The organism is Undibacterium sp. TC4M20W, assembly GCF_049340245.1.
In the GTDB taxonomy this organism is placed as follows: Bacteria; Pseudomonadota; Gammaproteobacteria; order Burkholderiales; family Burkholderiaceae_D; genus Undibacterium.
In genome coordinates this window covers 360,241-379,664 of the sequence record NZ_JBMPPI010000002.1, presented here as the reverse complement: position 1 = coordinate 379,664, position 19,424 = coordinate 360,241, and the positions used below count along the sequence as shown (strand labels likewise).

Annotated in this window: 13 protein-coding genes; 6 read left to right on the top strand and 7 right to left on the bottom strand. The window is 52.5% G+C overall.

Annotated elements, in window-relative coordinates; all coding sequences use genetic code 11:
• Positions 1-86 precede the first annotated feature (86 nt).
• The 3 genes from ACO0LL_RS04165 (at position 87) to ACO0LL_RS04155 (ending at position 3,488) form a co-directional block, all read left to right on the top strand.
• The gene (locus ACO0LL_RS04165) at positions 87-875 is read left to right on the top strand and encodes a fumarylacetoacetate hydrolase family protein (RefSeq protein WP_422949620.1); all 789 of its coding nucleotides are present in this window, start codon (positions 87-89) and stop codon (positions 873-875) included.
• A complete protein-coding gene (locus ACO0LL_RS04160; protein WP_422949619.1) occupies positions 872-1,870 on the top strand; it encodes a 2-dehydropantoate 2-reductase in 999 nt (332 codons plus the stop codon). The genes ACO0LL_RS04165 and ACO0LL_RS04160 overlap by 4 nt, the downstream gene beginning before the upstream one ends.
• A gap of 94 nt (positions 1,871-1,964) precedes the next feature.
• Entirely contained in the window at positions 1,965-3,488 is a 1,524-nt protein-coding gene (locus ACO0LL_RS04155) for an acyl--CoA ligase (protein WP_422949618.1), read from the top strand.
• 71 nt (positions 3,489-3,559) lie between these two features.
• Here ACO0LL_RS04155 and ACO0LL_RS04150 read toward each other — a convergent pair whose 3' ends face one another.
• On the bottom strand, positions 3,560-4,372 hold the full coding sequence (locus ACO0LL_RS04150) for a phosphate/phosphite/phosphonate ABC transporter substrate-binding protein (protein WP_422949616.1): 813 nt from the start codon (positions 4,370-4,372) through the stop codon (positions 3,560-3,562).
• A gap of 482 nt (positions 4,373-4,854) precedes the next feature.
• Here ACO0LL_RS04150 and ACO0LL_RS04145 point away from each other — a divergent pair, with 482 nt between their 5' ends.
• The gene (locus tag ACO0LL_RS04145; RefSeq protein ID WP_422949615.1) at positions 4,855-5,745 is read left to right on the top strand and encodes a dienelactone hydrolase family protein; all 891 of its coding nucleotides are present in this window, start codon (positions 4,855-4,857) and stop codon (positions 5,743-5,745) included.
• A 4-nt stretch (positions 5,746-5,749) separates the two neighbouring features.
• Here the strand turns inward: ACO0LL_RS04145 and ACO0LL_RS04140 are convergent, their stop codons facing one another.
• The 4 genes from ACO0LL_RS04140 to ACO0LL_RS04125 are packed head-to-tail and all read right to left on the bottom strand — an operon-like array spanning position 5,750 to position 14,812.
• Entirely contained in the window at positions 5,750-7,210 is a 1,461-nt protein-coding gene (locus ACO0LL_RS04140) for an efflux transporter outer membrane subunit (RefSeq protein WP_422949614.1), read from the bottom strand.
• An 8-nt stretch (positions 7,211-7,218) separates the two neighbouring features.
• Positions 7,219-10,332, bottom strand: a complete 3,114-nt coding sequence (locus tag ACO0LL_RS04135; RefSeq protein WP_422949613.1) for a multidrug efflux RND transporter permease subunit — start codon at positions 10,330-10,332, stop codon at positions 7,219-7,221.
• A 4-nt stretch (positions 10,333-10,336) separates the two neighbouring features.
• Positions 10,337-13,441, bottom strand: coding sequence for an MdtB/MuxB family multidrug efflux RND transporter permease subunit (locus ACO0LL_RS04130; RefSeq protein WP_422949687.1), 3,105 nt, complete (start codon positions 13,439-13,441; stop codon positions 10,337-10,339).
• Positions 13,442-13,471: 30 nt separating this feature from the next.
• A complete protein-coding gene (locus tag ACO0LL_RS04125) occupies positions 13,472-14,812 on the bottom strand; it encodes an MdtA/MuxA family multidrug efflux RND transporter periplasmic adaptor subunit (protein ID WP_422949612.1) in 1,341 nt (446 codons plus the stop codon).
• A gap of 536 nt (positions 14,813-15,348) precedes the next feature.
• Here ACO0LL_RS04125 and ACO0LL_RS04120 point away from each other — a divergent pair.
• Entirely contained in the window at positions 15,349-15,678 is a 330-nt protein-coding gene (locus ACO0LL_RS04120) for a hypothetical protein (protein ID WP_422949611.1), read from the top strand.
• 82 nt (positions 15,679-15,760) lie between these two features.
• On the opposite strand, the gene ACO0LL_RS04115 is transcribed toward ACO0LL_RS04120, so the two are convergent.
• The gene (locus ACO0LL_RS04115; RefSeq protein WP_422949610.1) at positions 15,761-17,332 is read right to left on the bottom strand and encodes an oleate hydratase; all 1,572 of its coding nucleotides are present in this window, start codon (positions 17,330-17,332) and stop codon (positions 15,761-15,763) included.
• A gap of 280 nt (positions 17,333-17,612) precedes the next feature.
• Positions 17,613-17,954: a four-helix bundle copper-binding protein gene (locus ACO0LL_RS04110; RefSeq protein WP_422949609.1), complete on the bottom strand. Its 342-nt coding sequence runs from the start codon at positions 17,952-17,954 to the stop codon at positions 17,613-17,615.
• A 352-nt stretch (positions 17,955-18,306) separates the two neighbouring features.
• Here ACO0LL_RS04110 and ACO0LL_RS04105 point away from each other — a divergent pair, with 352 nt between their 5' ends.
• The gene (locus ACO0LL_RS04105; RefSeq protein ID WP_422949608.1) at positions 18,307-19,110 is read left to right on the top strand and encodes a beta/gamma crystallin-related protein; all 804 of its coding nucleotides are present in this window, start codon (positions 18,307-18,309) and stop codon (positions 19,108-19,110) included.
• The last annotated feature ends 314 nt before the right edge of the window (positions 19,111-19,424 follow it).

Below are 19,424 nucleotides of genomic sequence, written 5' to 3'. Positions count from 1 at the left end.
AACAAAAATACCTTTAGCATATGCTTATTTGTTAAGAAGTTAAATCTGCTGCAACATCCTTAGATATTCAAACTATCTTTATCGATATGACACATTGGTTACGCTTTGAACATGAAAATCAGTCTGGCTTTGGTAGCCTTGAAGCTGGCATCATCACTGTTTGCGAAGGAGATTTATTCACGAACCCCATACCCACAGGACAGACACTGGCACTGAGTGAAGTGCGCCTGCTCACGCCCAGTCAGGCTTCAAAAATGATAGGCCTGTGGAATAATTACCACGAGCTGGCAGGCAAGCTGGGCCAGGCCATTCCTGCCGAACCTTTGTACTTCATCAAGACTTCCAATTCCTACCTGCCGCACGATGGCATCATCAAACGTCCACCCGCATATGAAGGCAAAATCCTGTACGAAGGCGAGCTGGGCATCGTCATCGGCAAGACCTGTAGCAATGTCAGCGAAGACGAGGCTGCTGCCAGCATTTTCGGCTACACCTGTGTCAACGATGTGACAGCGTTAGAATTATTGCAACGTGATGCCAGCTTCGCTCAATGGTGCAGGGCAAAGAGCTGCGACAGCTTTGGCGTGTTCGGGCCTGTGATCGCTACCGGGCTGGACGCACAAACTTTGACGGTCAAGACATTGTTAAACGGCAAGGAGCGGCAAAATTATTCCTGCCGCGATATGATCTTTAATCCGGCACAGATCGTCAGCATGATTTCACGCGAGATGACATTGTTTGCGGGCGATGTCATTGCCTGCGGTACTTCGACAGGCGCAGGCCCCATGCGTAGCGGCCAGGTGGTAGAAATTGTGATAGATGGCATAGGCAGTTTGCGGAACAGTTTTGACAGTCTTGAGGATAAAAATATATGAAGATAGCGGTAGTGGGTGCAGGTGCAATTGGCGGCTACCTGGCAGTAAAACTTGCGCAGGCCGGGCATGAAGTCAGCGTCGTGATACGCGGTGCCAACTTGCAGGCCGTGCGTGAAAACGGCATGAAACTGATCATGGATGATGGCAGCGAACATGTGGCAAACATCTTCGCTTCTGACCGTATTGCTGATTTGCCGGTACAGGATGTCGTCATCCTTGGCATGAAGGCGCATCAGGTTGCGGCAGTGGCTGCCGACATACCTGCCTTGCTGGGGCCAGAATCCATCGTCGTGACAGCGCAGAATGGTGTGCCCTGGTGGTATTTCCAAAAACATGGCGGTGACTATGAAGGGCGCAGGGTAGAAGCGGTTGATCCTGGTGGTGTGGTTACTGCTCACATAGACATCAACAAAGTCATAGGCTGCATCATTTACCCCGCTTGTGAAATCATTGCGCCGGGTGTCATCAAGCACATAGAAGGTAACCGTTTTTCACTCGGTGAGATTGATGGCAGCGATACGCCACGCATACGCGAGCTGGCGGATGCCTTGCGCCAGGCGGGTTTCAAGACGCCGATCTCGTCTGACATCCGTTCAGAAATCTGGCTCAAGCTCTGGGGTAACCTGAGCTTCAACCCTATCAGTGCATTGACGCATGCGACACTGGTAGATATCTGCGAATTTGCACCTGTACGTGAACTGGTCGCCCGCATGATGCGGGAAGGCCAGGCGATAGGCGAAAAGCTGGGCGTGAATTTCAAAGTCAGCATAGACAAGCGTATCGCCGGTGCTGCTGCTGTCGGCAAACACAAGACTTCCATGTTGCAGGATATTGAAGCTGGCCGCCCCATAGAACTTGAGGCGTTGGTGGGTACTGTCATAGAAATGGGCAGGATCACTGATACGCCTACGCCGAATATAGAAGCAGTGTATGCATTGACTGCACTGCTGGCACGTACGGTGCAAGAACAAAATGGCAAACTGCGTATTCAGTAGTAATTGAGCAGTAGTAATTACGCAGTAAACAGAAGAAGTAAGCGACTGAACTGTACTGCATCACAGGATTTACTTTTTATCATAGAAAGCAATCATGCAAAGATTTTCTACACTCGTCGAATTGCTTGCCGTCGGCGCTGACGATGCCATCGCATTGCAGGCACCTGGTGCCAAACCCCTGACTTACCATGGCCTGCGCGCCAACCAACAAAAGACCCTGGCTGCCCTGAACAGCTTTGGCATAGGCCGCCAGGACAGGGTTGCCATTGTTTTGCCAAATGGTCCGGAAATGGCCAGCGCCTTTGTCAGCATCGCGGCCGCTGCTACTGCCGCTCCGCTGAATCCTGTCTATCGTGCGGATGAATTTGAATTCTACCTGTCTGACCTGCACGCCAAAGCGCTGGTGGTGGAGAAGGGCAGTACTTCACCTGCGCTGGCTATCGCCGACAAGCTGAAGATACAAGTCCTGGAATTGACACCCAGTGACGAGGGCACAGGGGCATTTACGCTGACCCAGGTCAACCCTCAGCCTGCCAGTGCATCCTTTACTCCTGGCCCCGCTGCGCCTGAAGACATAGGCCTGATACTGCATACCTCAGGCACTACCTCACGCCCCAAGATCGTGCCACTGTCGAACATCAACATCTGCGCCTCTGGCTGCAATGTGCGCGACAACCTGCAATTAACTGCGGCTGACCGTGGTCTCAATATCATGCCGCTGTTTCATATCCACGGTCTGATCGCGGGTTTGCTGGCACCCTTGTCCGCTGGCAGCAGTATCTTTTGCACACCAGGTTTTAATGCCCTGAAATTCTTTGGCTGGATGACAGAGGCCAAGCCTACCTGGTACACCGCCGTACCAACCATGCACCAAACCATCGTTGCGCGGGCAGCACAAAATCATGAGGTGATTGCGGCGAATCCCTTGCGCTTCATACGCTCATCATCATCGTCGATGCCGCCGCAAGTTATCAGCGAGCTTGAAGCTGCTTTCAAAACCCCTTTGATTGAAGCCTATGGCATGACCGAGGCAGCACACCAGATGGCCAGTAACCCATTGCCACCCGCCAGGCGCATACCCGGTTCAGTCGGCATTGCCGCTGGCCCTGAAGTCGCGATCATGGATACAGAAGGCAATTTGCTGGAACGTGGCCTGACAGGTGAAATCGTTATCCGTGGCCCGAATGTGACGGCAGGCTATGAAAATAATCCCAAAGCCAATGCAGAAGCCTATACCAATGGCTGGTTCCGTACTGGTGATCAGGGCATCATGGATGTGGATGGCTATCTCAGCATCACTGGCCGCCTTAAAGAAATCATCAGCCGCGGCGGTGAGAAAATTTCTCCGCGTGAAGTGGATGAAATCCTCATGGATCATCCTGCGGTACAACAGGTCGTCACCTTTGGCATCCCCCATGAAAAACTGGGTGAAGAAGTTGGTGCTGCCGTGGTGCTGCGTGAAGGCACAAGCGCCACAGAAAAAGAATTGCGCGAATTCGCAGCTGTGCGCCTGGCGGATTTCAAGATACCGCGCAAGATTTTATTTCTGGAAGAAATACCCAAAGGTGCGACCGGAAAATTACAGCGCATAGGTCTGGCGGCCAAGCTGGGTCTGTAAAACAGTTCATATCCGTATCATGCAAAAGGGACGCAGATTTGATCTGCGCCCCTTTTTTTAACCTGCAAATTTTACAGACTCAAGCGTTTGGTTGCTTCTGTCATGAGTGCATTATCCCAGGGTACAAAGCCCTTCATGTTGATACCTTTAAGTGCAGTTTTGCCAGCTTCAGTTTCACTAAGTTTGAGCAAGAGATTCTGTACCTTGTCACGCTGTTCGGTACTGAGCTTGCGGGATACCAGGAATTGCTTGATAGGTACAGGCTTTGTTTCACCTACCACACGGCCACCTTTGGCAACCCAGTCTTTGATGACTGTACCAGAGGCTGTTACGCCAGCTTCAACAAAGCCATTCTCCACCATGAAGGGCACAGCATCCTGGAAACGGGTAGCGCTAAAACGTGAGGCCGGGTCACGAAAGCCCAGTTCAGTCAGGTTGGCGGTGAACATGACAGTTGTGATGGATTCCAGTGATGGAACCCCAATTTTTTTGTCGCGCAGGTCAGCAATGGTTTTTACCGCAGAATCCTTTTTGACGAATACGCGGGCACGGTAGTCGGTGTAGTCCTTGGCACTGGCCAGCCCTACATATTTGCCACTCTTGACTGCACGCAAGCCTATGTGTGCAGGATGAATAAAGACCAGATCATAGCGCTCGGCGTCGAGCCCGGCTTCGAAGTTACTGTATCTGTCTACCGCCTGTACCTTGACCGGATGCTTGAGTTCTTTTTCCAGTAAATCGACCAGAGGTTTGTAGCGTTCAGCAATAGGGCTGCCATCTTGGTAGGTGACACCTTCATTGACCGCAAATACCCACTCCTGGGCACTGCTGGCCTGTGCTGCGAGCGTGAGTGATGCAAAGATAAGAGCGCGTAGGGAAAACATGGAGGATATCCAAAATAATGATTAGAAGAAAGAAATTGTAAGTATTTTAATGGATTTTACTAAACACGCAACTTTTTCTGGAATTTCACCAGAAGATTGAAGACTACCGATATGCTCTCAAACATATGAATTGGCGAGTATTTGAGTGTGGACAAGACGGAGTGATGTTCTCAATGCTGCTCTCAGGTTTTCGGTTACAGGTATTATTTTGCTTACAGGTATTAATCAGCGGCTTACAGGTTGGATATTGGTCTTGTCTGATTGGTCTTGCCTGAATTCATCCTGCATATTGCTGTCAGACAGCTTGAAGTGGCGATACGGTATCCTGCAATGAAAAAGATGCCAGTGTGTCGTTGTGAAATGGGTAATATGATGCAAGGGCTTTATCGAATGTCAGCATAGTCACGCCAGCTTGTGTCTGCCAAGTCAGTTGCTGCCTTGCAAATAAACCCGACAAAATTAATATCACTCAGGAGAATAAGATGCCCCATCAAAGCTCAGATGATTTCAAGCCAGAAGTATTGCAACTGTTTGACCAGTATGTTCATGGACAAATCGACAGGCGTGGGTTTTTGCAGTCGGCCAGTAAGTTTGCCGTTGGTGCGGTAACGGCAGAAGTATTGTTGCAGCAGTTAAGTCCTAATTTTGCCCAAGCACAACAAGTGCCCAAGACGGATGCGCGCATACAGGCGCGCTATGTTGAATATCCATCGCCACAGGGTTATGGCACTTTGCGCGGTTATCTGGTCACGCCAGCAGATGCGAAAGGCAAATTGCCTACGGTGCTGGTCGTGCATGAAAACCGCGGCTTGAACCCGCACATAGAAGACATCGCTCGCCGTCTGGCACTGGAAGGCTTTATCGCCTTTGCGCCAGATGCTTTGGCACCATTGGGTGGTTACCCCGGTGATGAAGAAAAAGCCCGCGAACTCTTCCCCAAACTTGATCAGACCAAGACCCGCGCTGACTTCCTGGAAGCAGCAGCGATCTTGAAAAAACTGCCAGAAGGGAATGGCAAGGTTGGTGTCGTTGGTTTTTGCTATGGCGGTAGTATTTCCAATTTCCTCGCGACCAGAATTCCCGATCTTGCTGCTGCTGTCCCTTTCTATGGCGGACAACCAACAGAGGAGGATGCCGCTAAAATTAAAGCCCCTCTACTCATCCATTACGCCGGAGTCGATGAACGCGTCAACGCCGGATGGCCAAAGTATGAGGCCGCACTGAACAAGGCTGGCGTCAAATACCAGGCTTTCGTTTATGCCGGTGCCCAACATGGCTTTAATAATGATACGACGCCTCGTTATGACCAGGCTGCAGCAACACTGGCATGGCAGCGCACTCTTGATTTTCTTAAGACCAATTTAAGAGCCTGACGTATCATTTTTGCCAGCGACCACCGATATTTTTCAACAAGATATTAGTGGCTGCAAGCTGGCGGTTGCGTATTGACAGCAAATTGGATTCACTGGACAAGGCAGCATTCTGTGAGGTGACTACATTCAGGTAACTGACTGTACCTGCCTTGTATTGCTCCTGCGTGATTTCAAGGTTGCGCTGGGCTGCCTGCAAGGCTTCTGTCTGTAATTGCAACTCTGCATCCAGCTGTTCCAGCACGACCAGATTGTCTTCCACTTCCTGTAATGAAGTCAGTACCGTCTGGCGATATGTGGAGGCGGCGATATCTGCCGCTGCACGTGCCTGGTCACTGGCCAGCTGGCGTGCACCACCATCAAAAATAGACAGCAATATCGAAGGACCCAAAGACCAGACCAGGTTAGGCGCATCGATTAATTTACTCAGGGAAGAACTGCGGTAACCCGCATTGGCCGACAAGCTGATGTCAGGGAAGAAAGCTGCATCCTTAATGCCTATCTGGGCATAGGCAGCCACCAGCTTGCGTTCAGCTGCTGCTATATCTGGCCTGCGTTCCAGCAAGGTGGCCGGGATCAGCACTGGCACGGCTGGCGCTGCTGGCAAGGTGGCGGTATTGTTGATATTCAGTGCTGCTGGTGTTACGCCCAGCAGCACGGCAATCGCATGTTCGAGTTGGGCTCTTTGTGCTACGGCGTCTTTCAATTGCACCTGACCGGTTGTTACTTGTATTTTGGCTTGCAAGACGTCGCTTTGCCCTGCGACGCCAGACTGATACCTGGCTTCGGTCAATTCCAGGCTGCGCTGATTTGAGGCGGTAGTTCTTTGCAATATGGCTTGCTGGGCCTCGGCAACGCGCATGGCGAAATAGGTTTGTGCCAGCGTTGCATGGGCGGACAGGCGCGCCGCGTCATAGTCATCACGGCTGGCTTGCAGGTTGGCGTTGGCTACATCAGTGGCTTTGGACAACCTGCCCCATAGATCAATTTCCCACGATGTATCGACAGCGAGCGAATAACTATTGCTGGTAGTGCGGCCATTCTGGCCTGAACCAGGATTGCCGCTGCGTGTGCCGCCCGCGTTCAGTGACACTGTTGGCCACAATGCAGACTGGCTGGCTTTGAGCACGGCCTTGGCATTGGCGATCTGGGCGGCGGCTGACTTCAGGTTTTCATTGCCTAGCAATAGCTTTTGTTGCAGATCATTGAGCACGGGGTCATTGAACATTTCCCACCAGGACTCTGGCACTGCAGCTTCAGCACCGGCGCGTGTCGCCCGGGCTGATTTCCAGTAACTGGCTTCCTTGAATTCTGCGGTCAGTGGAACAGTGGCCGGTGGCGGTGCTTTGGTCTGTGCGCAGGCAGATAGCAGCAAGATCAGAGTCAGCACACTCAGACGCGCGGCAGACAGGCGTGGAAAAGCGGAACTTGTAAAAGATGCGGGACGCAAGTCAATATTTTTTTTCATAATCGCTCTCATGCAATATCCAAAGCGCCTGCGCTCGCTATTGCTTTTACTGGTTTTTTCTTGCGGCGTAATCTGTCCATGCAGACAAACACGACAGGCGTGGTATATAGGGTCAGCAACTGGCTCAACAACAAGCCACCGACGATAGCTATGCCCAGCGGCTGGCGTAATTCAGCACCATCACCTGTGCCCAGTGCCAGTGGCACGGCACCAAAGATCGCTGCCAGGGTAGTCATCAGGATAGGGCGCAGGCGCAGCAGGCTGGCGCGGTAAATTGCCGCACCGGCAGTCACACTGCTGCCACGGCTGTTGGCTTCATGTTGCGCAGAAATCGCAAAATCGATCATCATGATGGCGTTCTTCTTGACGATGCCTATCAGCAGCACCACACCGATCAGGGCTATGATGGAAAAATCAGTCTTGAACAACATCAGCGCCAGCAAGGCACCGATGCCTGCCGAGGGAAGAGTTGAGAGTATCGTCAGTGGATGGATGAGGCTTTCATACAGCATGCCCAGCACCAGGTAGATAGTGATAATGGCGGCCAGCACCAGCAGCGGCTGGCTGCTCAGGGAGGACTGGAAAGCCTGCGCCGTACCCTGGAAGCTGCCATGTACGGATATCGGTACCCCCAGTTTGGCGATGGTGTCATTGATTGCATCGACCGCCTGCGACAAGGCGACATCCGGTGCCAGGTTGAAGCTGATGGTGCTGGCCGGCGAGCCACTCTGGTGGTTCACAGCCAGAGGCGTATTGGTGGTCTCCACCTTTGCCACGCTGGCCAGAGGTATGCGCACACCCTTGGAGGTAGTGACATACAGGCTTTTCAAACTCTCAGGGCTTTGCAGATAGGCCGGTGCCAGTTCCATCACTACACGGTATTGATTCAGTGGGTTATAGATGACACCGATCTGGCGCTGCCCAAAGGCATCGTTGAGTGTGCTGTCGATAGCGCTGACTGTCAACCCCAGCCTGGCCACGGCATCGCGGTCTATCACCAGCGAAGTCTGTATGCCCTTGTCCTGCTGGTCACTGTTCAGATCAGCCAGTTCAGGCAATTGCGACAAGGCCTTACGTATGCGTGGCTCCCAGGTGCGCAAATCAGTCAGGTCATCTGCCTGCAAGGCATATTGCCAGGCGGCGTTACTTTGCCGGCCACCGATGCGTATATCCTGTACCGGTGACAAAAAAAGATTGGCCCCTGGCAGATGCGCAAGCTTGCCACGCAGACGGTTGATGACCTGGTCTACACTCTCTTCACGCTCAGTCCTGGGCTTGAGTGAGATAAACATGTTCGCGCTATTGCGCTGGCCGCCACCGGTAAAGCCGGTGGCATTGGCGACTGCAGGGTCGGCCAGCACTATCTTGCTGAAAGCATTCAGTTTTTCCTGCATGGAGGTGAAAGAGCTGGCCTGGTCAGCCTGTACGCCACCCATCATCAAGCCGGTATCCTGTTGCGGGAAAAATCCCTTGGAGATCGTTATGTACAGCGACACATTCAGCGCAATCACGCCTGCCAGCACCAGTAACGTCAATGGCTGATGCCGCAAAGTCCAGCGCAGGCTACGGCGGTAACCACGCATCAGGCCGCGTTGGAAGCGGGAAAGTGCGCGTGAGAATCTACCCGGTGCCTTGGCTTTTTCCACAGGCCGCAACAATGCCGCTGCCATCATGGGTGTGGTGGTCAGCGATACCAGCATGGACACCAGGATAGACACTGACAACACCACCGCAAACTCACGGAACAAGCGCCCGACTATGCCACCCATCGCCAGGATGGGGATGAAGGCCGCAATCAATGACAGACTGATGGAGACGACTGTAAAGCCAATTTCGCGCGCACCCTGCAATGCTGCCTCCATCGGTGTCTTGCCGCGTTCTATATGCCGCGAAATATTTTCCAGCACGACGATCGCATCATCCACCACAAAGCCGGTAGCCACGGTCATCGCCATGAGCGAGAGATTATCTATACTGTAGCCGAGCAAATACATGACACCAAAAGTGCCAGCCAGTGAAACCGGCACCGCCACCGCAGGCAGTAGGGCAGCGCGGAAATTGCGCAAGAACGCGAATACCACCACGATGACCAGGCCAAAGGCAATCGCCAGTGTACGCTGCACTTCAGTGATGGATGCGCGTATGGTCGGCGTCCTGTCCATGACGACATTCACATCGATGGCCGGTGCAATGGAGGCGCGCAATTGTGGTAACAGGGCGCGGATTGTATCGACAGTCTTGATGATGTTGGCACCAGGTGCCTTGTTCAGTATCAGCAAGATCGCGGGTGTGCCGTTCGCCATACCGTAATTGCGTACATCCTGTACGCTATCAACCACTTCAGCAACGTCACGCAGGCGTAGTGCGGCGCCATTGGCATAGCTGATGATCAGCGGTGCATATTGTTCGGCTTTATAAGACTGGTCATTTGCGCTTAGCTGCCAGTAATGCTGCTGGTCTTCGACTGAACCCTTGGGGCGGTTGGCATTGCTGGCAACGACGGTGGCGCGTACATTTTCCAGTGAAATACCATTCGCTGCCAGTTTGTTGGGATCCACCTCTATGCGCACCGCAGGCAATGCACCACCACCTATGGTGACCTGGCCTATGCCATCGACCTGGGACAGGCGCTGTGCCAGCACGGTGGAGGCAGCGTCATACATCTGGCCGCGTGTCAGCGTTGTTGATGTCAGCGCAATGATCATCACCGGCGCATCAGCAGGGTTGACTTTGCGGTAAGTCGGGTTGCTCGGCATGCCTGACGGCAGCATGGCGCGCGCCGCATTGATACCTGCCTGTACATCCCGCGCTGCGCCATCAATATCCCGGCTCATGTCGAACTGCAGGGTAATGCGCGAACTTCCCAATGATGAAGATGAGGTAATTTCATTGACCCCGGCAATGCTGCCCAGCGCACGTTCCAGCGGTGTGGCAACGGTGGCTGCCATGGTATCCGGGCTGGCACCCGGCAATGAGGCATTGACCGAGATGGTAGGAAACTCAACCTGCGGCAAGGGCGCGATAGGCAGCAAAAAGTACGCGATGATACCCGCCAGCGCCACACCCAGGGTAATGAGTGCAGTGCCAACCGGACGTTCTATGAAGGGGCGGGAAAGATTCATCTGCTCACGCCGCAGTTTCTGTTGCAGTTTCTGAACCTGGCTTGCGGGCAAACCTGCTGGCCAGCGCCGTGAAGCCAAGATAAATCACCGGCGTCGTGAACAGCGTCAGCAACTGGCTGACGATCAGGCCACCGACCATGACCACACCCAGAGGATGACGCAATTCACTGCCCACGCCCGAACCCAGCATCAGTGGCAAAGCACCCAGCAAGGCTGCCATGGTGGTCATCAGGATGGGGCGGAAGCGCAGCAGGCAAGCCTTGTGGATGGCTTCACGCGGATTCAGGCCTTCTTCACGCTGCGCATACAAGGCAAAATCGATCATCATGATGGCATTCTTCTTGACGATACCGATCAGCAGCACGATACCGATGATGGCGATGATACCCAGGTCCAGCCTGAATGCCAGCAAGGCCAGCAAGGCTCCCAGACCTGCCGACGGCAAGGTAGAAAGTATGGTCAGCGGATGTATATAGCTTTCATACAAGACACCCAGCACGATATACATGGTGACTATCGCTGCCAGTATCAGCAACAGGGTGCTGGATAGCGATGCCTGGAAAGCCAGCGCCGCACCCTGGAAGCTGGTTTCTACACTGACTGGCAAATGCAAGGCGGCTTCTTCTGCTTTTATCGCATTGACTGCATCACCCAATGCCGCACCCTGGGCGAGGTTGAATGAAATAGTCGCTGCAGGGAATTGCGCTGCATGGTTGACTGCCAGTGGCGCTATCCTCTCCACCACTCTGGCGACGGAAGACAGTGGCACCTGTACGCCGTTCGTACCCGGTACATACAGGTTATTCAGCGCATCCATCCCCACTTTATATTGCGGTGCCACTTCCAGCACCACGCGGTACTGGTTACTTTGGGTGAAAATCGTCGAGATCAGGCGCTGGCCAAAGGCGTTGTACAGCGAGTTATCTATCGCTGCGACACTGACGCCAAAGCGGCCTGCGGCATCTCTGTCTATATCCACATAGGCTTGCAGGCCCAGCTCTTGCTGGTCACTGGCGACATCGGCCAGTTGTGGCAACTTGCGCAAACGTTCGAGCAAGGCGGATGTCGAGCGCGACAGTTCAGCAATATCGGGCGAGCTCAGCATGAACTGGTACTGCGTCTTGGCTATCCTGTCTTCTATGGTCAGATCCTGCACTGCCTGCATATAGATGGCGATGCCTGGTACCTTGCGCGTCAGCTCAGCCAGGCGTCTTGCGATCTGGGTAGCAGAGATCACGCGTACATTCAGCGGCTTCAGCACGATCAGCATGCGGCCTGCATTCAGGGTGGCGTTTGCACCATCCACGCCGATGAAAGAAGATACGCTTTCCACCGCCGGATCAGTCAAAATCACGCTGGTCAGCGCTTGCTGGTGTTCTGCCATGGCGGCAAACGAAGTGGATTGCGCTGCCTCGGTAATTGCCTGTATCTGACCAGTATCCTGGACAGGGAAGAAACCCTTGGGGACAAAGATGTACAGCAAACCAGTCAAAGCCAGCGTCGCTACAAACACCAGCATGGTGGTTTTTTGCCTGTCCAATACCCAGGTCAGCATGCGACCATAGCCTGCAATGGTCTGGTCAAACATGCGGCCCACTGCACGCTTGACCGGGCCAAAGTCTTCTTCTTTTTCATGATGTAAAAGACGGGCGCACATCATTGGTGTCAGGGTCAGGGACACAAAGGCAGAGATCAATATCGACACAGCCAGGGTAATCGCAAATTCATGGAACAGGCGACCGACCACATCGCCCATGAATAACAGCGGTATCAATACCGCAATCAGGGAAACGGTGAGGGAAATGATGGTGAAACCGATTTGCTGCGATCCCTTCAGCGCTGCTGCCATCGGGGTTTCACCTTCTTCTACATAACGGGCGATATTTTCTATCATGACTATCGCATCATCAACCACAAAGCCCGTTGATATGACCAGCGCCATCAGCGTCAGGTTATTGAGTGAAAACCCTACCATATACATGACACCAAAGGTGCCGACCAGCGACAAAGGTACGGCAACACTGGGGATGATGGTCGCAGGCACACTACGCAAGAACACAAAGATCACGAATACCACCAGGCCTATGGCCAGCAGCAATTCGATTTCCACATCATCGACAGAAGCGCGTATGGTAGTAGTTCTGTCGCTCAGTACCCGCACATCGACAGAACCGGGCATGGCAGCCTGCAGACTGGGCAGCAAGGCTTTCACACGATCTACTGTCTGTATCACATTCGCGCCAGGCTGGCGCTGTACATTGAGAATAACAGCCGGGGCCTTGTTAGCCCAGGCTGCCAGACGCATGTTCTCCGCATCATCGACCATCGTGGCAACATCACGCAGGCGTATCGGATTACCGTTCTTGTACGCGAAGATCAGGTTGGCATATTCTGCCGCGCTTTTCATCTGGTCATTGGCATCGATGGTCGAGGCGCGCAGGGGGCCATCAAAACTGCCCTTGGCCTGATTGACGTTGGCGCTGCCTATGGCAGTGCGTAAATCATCCAGCGAGAGACCAAGATTGGCCAGCGCCGTTGGGTTGGCCTGTATCCTGACAGCTGGCCTGCGCCCACCGGCAATACTGACCAGGCCGACGCCACGTACCTGCGAGATTTTTTGCGCCAGACGGCTCTCGACCAGATCATGTATGCGTATCACTGGCAGGGTGGTCGATGAGACGGCGATCGTCAATACCGGTGCATCAGCAGGGTTGACCTTGCTATATACCGGGGGCATAGGCAAATCACTGGGCAGCAGATTGCTGCCAGCATTGATGGCAGCCTGTACTTCTTGCTCGGCTACATCCAGTGACAGGCTCAACTCGAACCGCAGGGTGATCACAGAGGCACCACCAGAACTGGTCGACGACATTTGTGCCAGGCCCGGCATTTGTCCAAACTGGCGTTCCAGCGGCGCGGTGACTGACGAGGTCATCACATCCGGGCTGGCACCGGGATAAAGCGTGGTCACCTGTATGGTGGGGTAATCAACTTCTGGCAAGGCCGCGATAGGTAACAGGCGGTAAGCCAGTAAACCGGCCAGCAAAATCGCCAGCATCATCAGCGAAGTTGCGACCGGTCTTTCAATAAACAGACGTGAGGGGTTCAGGGTAGCCATGATGTAATGAGCTGTGCGCCCTTATTTCCTGGTTTCTGCTGCGGAGGCAGGGGCGGGGGCTGATGCCGCTGCTGGCGCTGAAGCAGGCGCCGGTGCCGACGCAGAACCGGAAGCGCCGCCTCCCTTGCGTCGTTTGCCACCGCCACCGCGAGGTTCATCACCACCGCCAGGTCTGGCCGAAGCAGCTATAACTTCAACCTTGCCACCATCACGCAAACGGTCTGCACCATCGGTCACCAACTGGTCACCTGGCCTGAGTTCAGCCTTGACGGCCACCCAGTCACCATCGGTCGCCAACGTAGTGACAGGCTTCAGTGTAACCACACCGCCTTCACCGACGACATACACAAAATTGCCGACCGTGCCGCGCTGTACCGATGCAACTGGCACCGCCAGCGCGTCTTTCATGGTATCGAGTTGCAAGCGCACATTCACGAACTGATTGGGGAACAGACCATTGTCCTTGTTCGGGAACAGAGCCTTGACCTTGATTGTGCCTGTCGTCAAATCTATGCTGTTATCGGTATTGGCGACACTGCCTTCTGCCAGGATATTTTTTTGCTCCCTGTCCCATGCTTCTACCCGCAAAGGTACATCGTTCTTCATTTGCTGGCGCAATTTATCGAGGCGTACATCGGGGATGGCAAATACGATGGCAACCGGCTGGGTTTGCGTGATTGATACCAGGCCATTGGTGTCCGAGCTATGCACGATATTGCCCAGGTCAGCCTGCTTCAAACCAGCCAGGCCAGAGATAGGGGCAGTCACACGGGTATAACTCAACTGCAGTTTGGCATTATCTACTGAGGCTTGGTCAGACAGGATGGTGCCGTGCAGTTGCTGCACCAGCGCTTCTTGCGTATCCATTTGCTGCTTGGGGGCTGCCTGTTTTTCGACCAGGTCTTTATAACGCTGATAATCGAGCTCGGCATTTTTTAACTGTGCCTGGTCACGCGCCAGGGTACCCTGTGCCAGTGACAAGGCAATCTGAAAAGGCTTGGGGTCTATCTGTGCCAACAACTGCCCGGCCTGCACAGCCTGGCCTTCCTTGAAATAAATCGCCTTGAGTTCGCCATCTGCCTTGGTGCGCACAACAGCGGTATTGGCGGCAGCAATATTGCCTATCGCCGTGACGATGAGGCGTATGTCGCGCTTTTGCGCAGGTACGACGGACACCGGCTGCACTTTATTGCCTGCATCACGTCCACCGCCTCGCTTCCCTGAATTCCCTGAAGGGCCATTGCCTGCATCTGCTGGTGCGCTGGCATCAGTGCGGTGGTAATACCACCAGCCACCTGCTGCGACAGCGATTACGACCAATACGGCAGCTGCCGATTTCCAATTGACGATTCTTGATGTCATCTTCATGCCTTTACACTGTCGGTACTGAAACGAATAGCAAATTAATTGGTATCCAGGTGTATCTTGCAGAGAACTTTACGCGCTTTGTTACCGATGAAAAAAGTGATAGCCTGAGCTGCGCAGTTTATTCCATGAGAGTGATAGTGCAGAACAAGCGCTTGCAGCATTAGCAATATTGCAGGAACGGTGAGGCCATCTCAATAATTGCCTATACGTACAGCAATGTCAACGATAGTCTGGCCCGGGGGATTTATACAAAGTCACATACAATCCCACAAGAAACTGAACAGCGCGTCACCCGCAAATCTTGATCATTCTCTCAAGAAACAAGTTCTAGTTGAAACTATACTATCGGAAAACAGGGATTCAATTCAAGGTGGAATTCAATTCGTTACGAAAGTGAGAGAATACGTTACTTGCAAGGGCATGCATTAGGTTAATAATATTTTCATACACGAGATAATCGTTTGCTTATTATCAGTTTTAAGGATGCATGCTTGGAAAACACTATATTTTCAGAATTGAAGTTTTGGCTCATGATGATAGCTTCGGTGGTCATGCCTTTTGGCATCTACAGCTACCTGATTTTAAAAAAAGCCATCTCCAAAAAAACCACCCTGATTTTTGGTTTTGCCCTGGTTGTCATTGCTGGCATGGACGTTTATTTTCTGAAGGTACTCTCAGCCGCAGCCAAACTGTCTCCCTCACTTGCGGACGACACGATATTTGTCTCGGAGATTTCACTGGCCCTGTATCTCGTGCCTGCCATGTTCGGTGGCATCGGGGTCAATATCATTTCACATGTACTTATCAAGCATCTGGATGAGGCGAACCAGCGCTTTAAAAAAGAACATCCTGATTCCTGAGCTTTGTGAATGTTGAAGGGCCTCAATTTGCAATGCAATGCAGCCCCTCCATGAAAGGCTGCATAGCAGTTGAACGCAGTGCTTATTTAAACGCTTTGACGAGCGCCTCAAACTTCGTCCCCAGCGATTTGTCATGTGCCGTAATCGGCGGTACTTCGCGATTTACACCCAGCAACTGATATACCGCCATCTGGGCGGCACGCACTGAATATTCCACAGTAAAGACCACATCATCCGGTACTTCGACAAACTGGCTGATGAAAGCAAAGTTTTTTGTACCCGGTGGCACAGGCAAAGGCCGGTCGCCAACTGAACGTGGCATGAACATACTGGTGATGTAAGGCATGCGGCAAGGGATGCAATTGGCATTGTCAAACACTTCGGCATCAAAGCGCAGGTGACCCAGCAATTCCTCAAGAATTTCTGCGCCGCTGCATTCGCTCATGGGTTTCGCCACAAAGTCACCGATGCGGTCAGGGTAGAGTGCATAACCCCAGAATACCTGGATACCAGCGGGCTGGTTGATGAAATGCGGCTGATGCGCCAGCACGATAGACATCAGCCAGTTGGAATCCTTGAAGGTCACCAGCCCGCCGGTGCCAGCTTCATTGCCGCTGAATTTTTGCATCAAGTCAAAGAAACGCGGATCCTTGAGCGTGACCGTGAACGATTCCCACCAGGACTGGGCGATGCAGGTATTAAAGGCGGCCGGGTTGCCCATGCCTGGTCTTTCAGCTGCAAGCTGTTCCCACAGGCGCCAGCCGCAACTATCCATCTTGCTGCGCTTTTCCGGCGCACTGCTCATGGAGCCCAGGCTGGACGCATCGGTCATGGAACCGTTTTGCAGGAAAACCAGATCACCATCAGCAACCGTGATGCTTTCTGTCACGCCGTCACGCAGGCATTCCAGGCCAGTAACCTGGAACTGCTCATTGATCACAGTGTGCGTCAGTTTTTGCACCTCGCAATTCGTGATGAACTGCACGCCATTTTGTTTCAACCAGGTTTGCAGAGGCAATACCAGCGAATCATATTGGTTGTAGATAGTGCGCTTGACACCCGCCAGTGTCTCTATGCGCGAAAATTCCATCATGAACCTGTGCAGATAGCGTTTGAACTCAACAGCGCTGTGCCATGGCTGGAAGGCAAACGTAGTCGCCCACATGAACCAGAATTCAGTTTCAAAGAAAGAGAGAGACAGCCAGTCAGTGATAGTGCTGTTGCCCATCTCTGCTTCATCGGCCTGGCTCAGCTTGAGCAGTTCCATACGGTCTTGCATGGAGAAACCCATGGACGATACTGGCACCTTGGCGCGGCGCTTATCTACCAACCTGGCCTTGGAGTTGGATTTGTAATGCTCGTTGAACTCTACCGTTTCTTCAAATACCGATCTTCCCGGATTATGTAGTGAGGGAATGGATTTGAACAAATCCCAGGTGCATTCATAATTGTCGGTCGTCAGCATGCGGCCACCGCGCAGTGAATATCCTTGATCTGGGCTGCCAGCGCCGTCAAGGCTGCCGCCGAGCAGGGAAGTGGCTTCAAGGATGGAGATGTTGTCGCCCTTGATTTTTCCGTCACGTATCATGAATGCGGCCGCCGCCAGGGAACCGATGCCGCCACCGATCAGATATGCTTTTTTGTTGATAGTCATAATTTCCTTAAACTGTATTGATGTGTTTCGTTTTGATTTATTTAGATGCGTGTCGATATATGTTGGTGTATAGCGATGTATTGCCATGCTGACACGCAAGCAGGCACATGTTTTGCGCTATGACAAACAAAGACAAACAAAGTAGACAAACATGCTGGGCAAATCTGGTGAGGGGACAAGCGCTAGCCTGCCCATGACGACAGTAGATGTGCCGTAACAAGTTTTAAGCTTGCCTCAACATTTGCAGACAGTGATTTGTCAGATCAATTCATAGCCAGACCTACATGGATGTGCAACTATCCGCGCAAGTGCGGCAAGCTTTTGCACACTCGCTCATCATGCCGTCGGCATCGCTATGCGCTTCGCAAAATGTGGCGCAAGACAGGCAAATTTCTGCGCATTCACGGGCCAGGTGCATGTGGTGTGGAGAACGGCGTGCCATGAAATCTGCATGCACCAGGCAAATCTGGGCGCAGTCCAGCAGGCTGACCAGGTGCAATACTTCGCTATGATTGCTGTCGCCATGCATGACATGGGCGGCAGCGGTGGTACAGACGCGATGGCATGCCAGACAGTTAGCCAGGCATTGTTCCATTTTCTCATTGAGGGGCGCGAGTTTCATGTTGATTCTCCTGAATGACTGAGTGAGGTCAAGTTAACAAAGGCACGAAGCCAGGGACATGAGAATTTATACGCCGCATTGCCGAAAATGAATGTGCGCTGACGTACATGGCGAGACGTGACCGTGCTTTATAGAATGACTCCCCTAAGAAATCCTTCACGGAAACTGCTTAAAAGAAACTGCAAAGTGTATGTGTGGCAGCGTACAGAACTGGTTTATAAAAAATGGGATGCTATGATTCATGGTGCCCCGGTATGGATATGTCGTTCATGCTGGCTCTCTTGCTAAGTCTGAGTGGCGGGATTGAACCATCCGCCACAGCTTTGTTCAGATTTCAACCTTGGAGAAATAAATGAAACAACAATTAAAATTCATCATCGGTGTGTCAAGCTTGTTACTGGTTGCTCATGCGAGTGCACAAATCGTGTTCTATGAAGGCGAGGGCTTCCGTGGCCGTACCTTTAGCGTCAACGGTCAGCAAAACAATTTCCGCAATAGCGGTTTTAATGACCTGGCATCATCTGTGGTTGTCAATGGTGGCCGTTGGGAAGTCTGTGACGATGCCAATTTCGGTGGCCGTTGCATGATCCTCAGTAAAGGTAGCTACGACACCCTGTCAGGCATGGGCATGAACAACCGCATATCTTCAGTTCGTCCTGTCAGTGGCAGGGGACGTTATGATAATGAGATGCAGGCACCGTTGAGCTCGCCAAATTATGATTACCGCCGTCGTCCAAACGAAGGTGTGTATGACGCACCCGTGACATCTGTACGTGCAGTGGTAGGTCCGCCAAATGAGCGTTGCTGGGTAGAACGTCAGCAAGTTCAATCTGAACGTAGTGAACCAAATGTTGGTGGTGCGATTGCTGGCGCACTGATCGGTGGTATTTTGGGCCATCAAGTCGGTGGCGGTACTGGCCGTGACCTGGCAACTGCAGGTGGTGCTGTGGCTGGTGGCGCACTGGGTGCCAATGCAGGCCGTAATAATGGCGGCACTTACGAACGCGACGTTCGCCGTTGCCAGACAACAGCCAACACAACACCACAATACTGGGATGTGACTTATAACTACCGTGGTGTAGATCATCATGTGCAAATGAGCTATGCTCCAGGTCCTACCATTGCAGTAAACCGCAATGGCGAACCAAGGCAATAAGTAGTTTTGCAGTAGATTAATTAAGTAATTTTAATTAAGGAAAGCCAGATACTGTAAAGTATCTGGCTTTTTTCTTGTCTGCGATGATGAATTCCATAAGTAGCTCTATCTGCATTCATTAGTACATTAGCGCTTAAAAATCATTGCTCTGAATCAGCGACTGTCATTTCGTTGCTTGCTGTTCGATCATTGCGTCAATGATCGTAGGCCCTTGCTCTGTAGGAGCGGCTTCAGCCGCGAATCCTCAATACCGCCCCAGATGTTCGCGGCTAAAGCCGCTCCTACGGAGTCGGGCAAGTTTTGAAATGACTGCG

What these genes read in the sequence shown, in the direction of transcription:
- ACO0LL_RS04135 (WP_422949613.1), bottom strand. Translation starts at nt 10,332, where the DNA reads ATGAATCTTTCCCGCCCCTTCATAGAACGTCCGGTTGGCACTGCACTC.
- ACO0LL_RS04140 (WP_422949614.1), bottom strand. Translation starts at nt 7,210, where the DNA reads ATGAAAAAAAATATTGACTTGCGTCCCGCATCTTTTACAAGTTCCGCT.
- ACO0LL_RS04150 (WP_422949616.1), bottom strand. Translation starts at nt 4,372, where the DNA reads ATGTTTTCCCTACGCGCTCTTATCTTTGCATCACTCACGCTCGCAGCA.
- ACO0LL_RS04165 (WP_422949620.1), top strand. Translation starts at nt 87, where the DNA reads ATGACACATTGGTTACGCTTTGAACATGAAAATCAGTCTGGCTTTGGT.
- ACO0LL_RS04155 (WP_422949618.1), top strand. Translation starts at nt 1,965, where the DNA reads ATGCAAAGATTTTCTACACTCGTCGAATTGCTTGCCGTCGGCGCTGAC.
- ACO0LL_RS04115 (WP_422949610.1), bottom strand. Translation starts at nt 17,332, where the DNA reads ATGACTATCAACAAAAAAGCATATCTGATCGGTGGCGGCATCGGTTCC.
- ACO0LL_RS04120 (WP_422949611.1), top strand. Translation starts at nt 15,349, where the DNA reads ATGATGATAGCTTCGGTGGTCATGCCTTTTGGCATCTACAGCTACCTG.
- ACO0LL_RS04145 (WP_422949615.1), top strand. Translation starts at nt 4,855, where the DNA reads ATGCCCCATCAAAGCTCAGATGATTTCAAGCCAGAAGTATTGCAACTG.
- ACO0LL_RS04125 (WP_422949612.1), bottom strand. Translation starts at nt 14,812, where the DNA reads ATGACATCAAGAATCGTCAATTGGAAATCGGCAGCTGCCGTATTGGTC.
- ACO0LL_RS04110 (WP_422949609.1), bottom strand. Translation starts at nt 17,954, where the DNA reads ATGAAACTCGCGCCCCTCAATGAGAAAATGGAACAATGCCTGGCTAAC.
- ACO0LL_RS04105 (WP_422949608.1), top strand. Translation starts at nt 18,307, where the DNA reads ATGAAACAACAATTAAAATTCATCATCGGTGTGTCAAGCTTGTTACTG.
- ACO0LL_RS04160 (WP_422949619.1), top strand. Translation starts at nt 872, where the DNA reads ATGAAGATAGCGGTAGTGGGTGCAGGTGCAATTGGCGGCTACCTGGCA.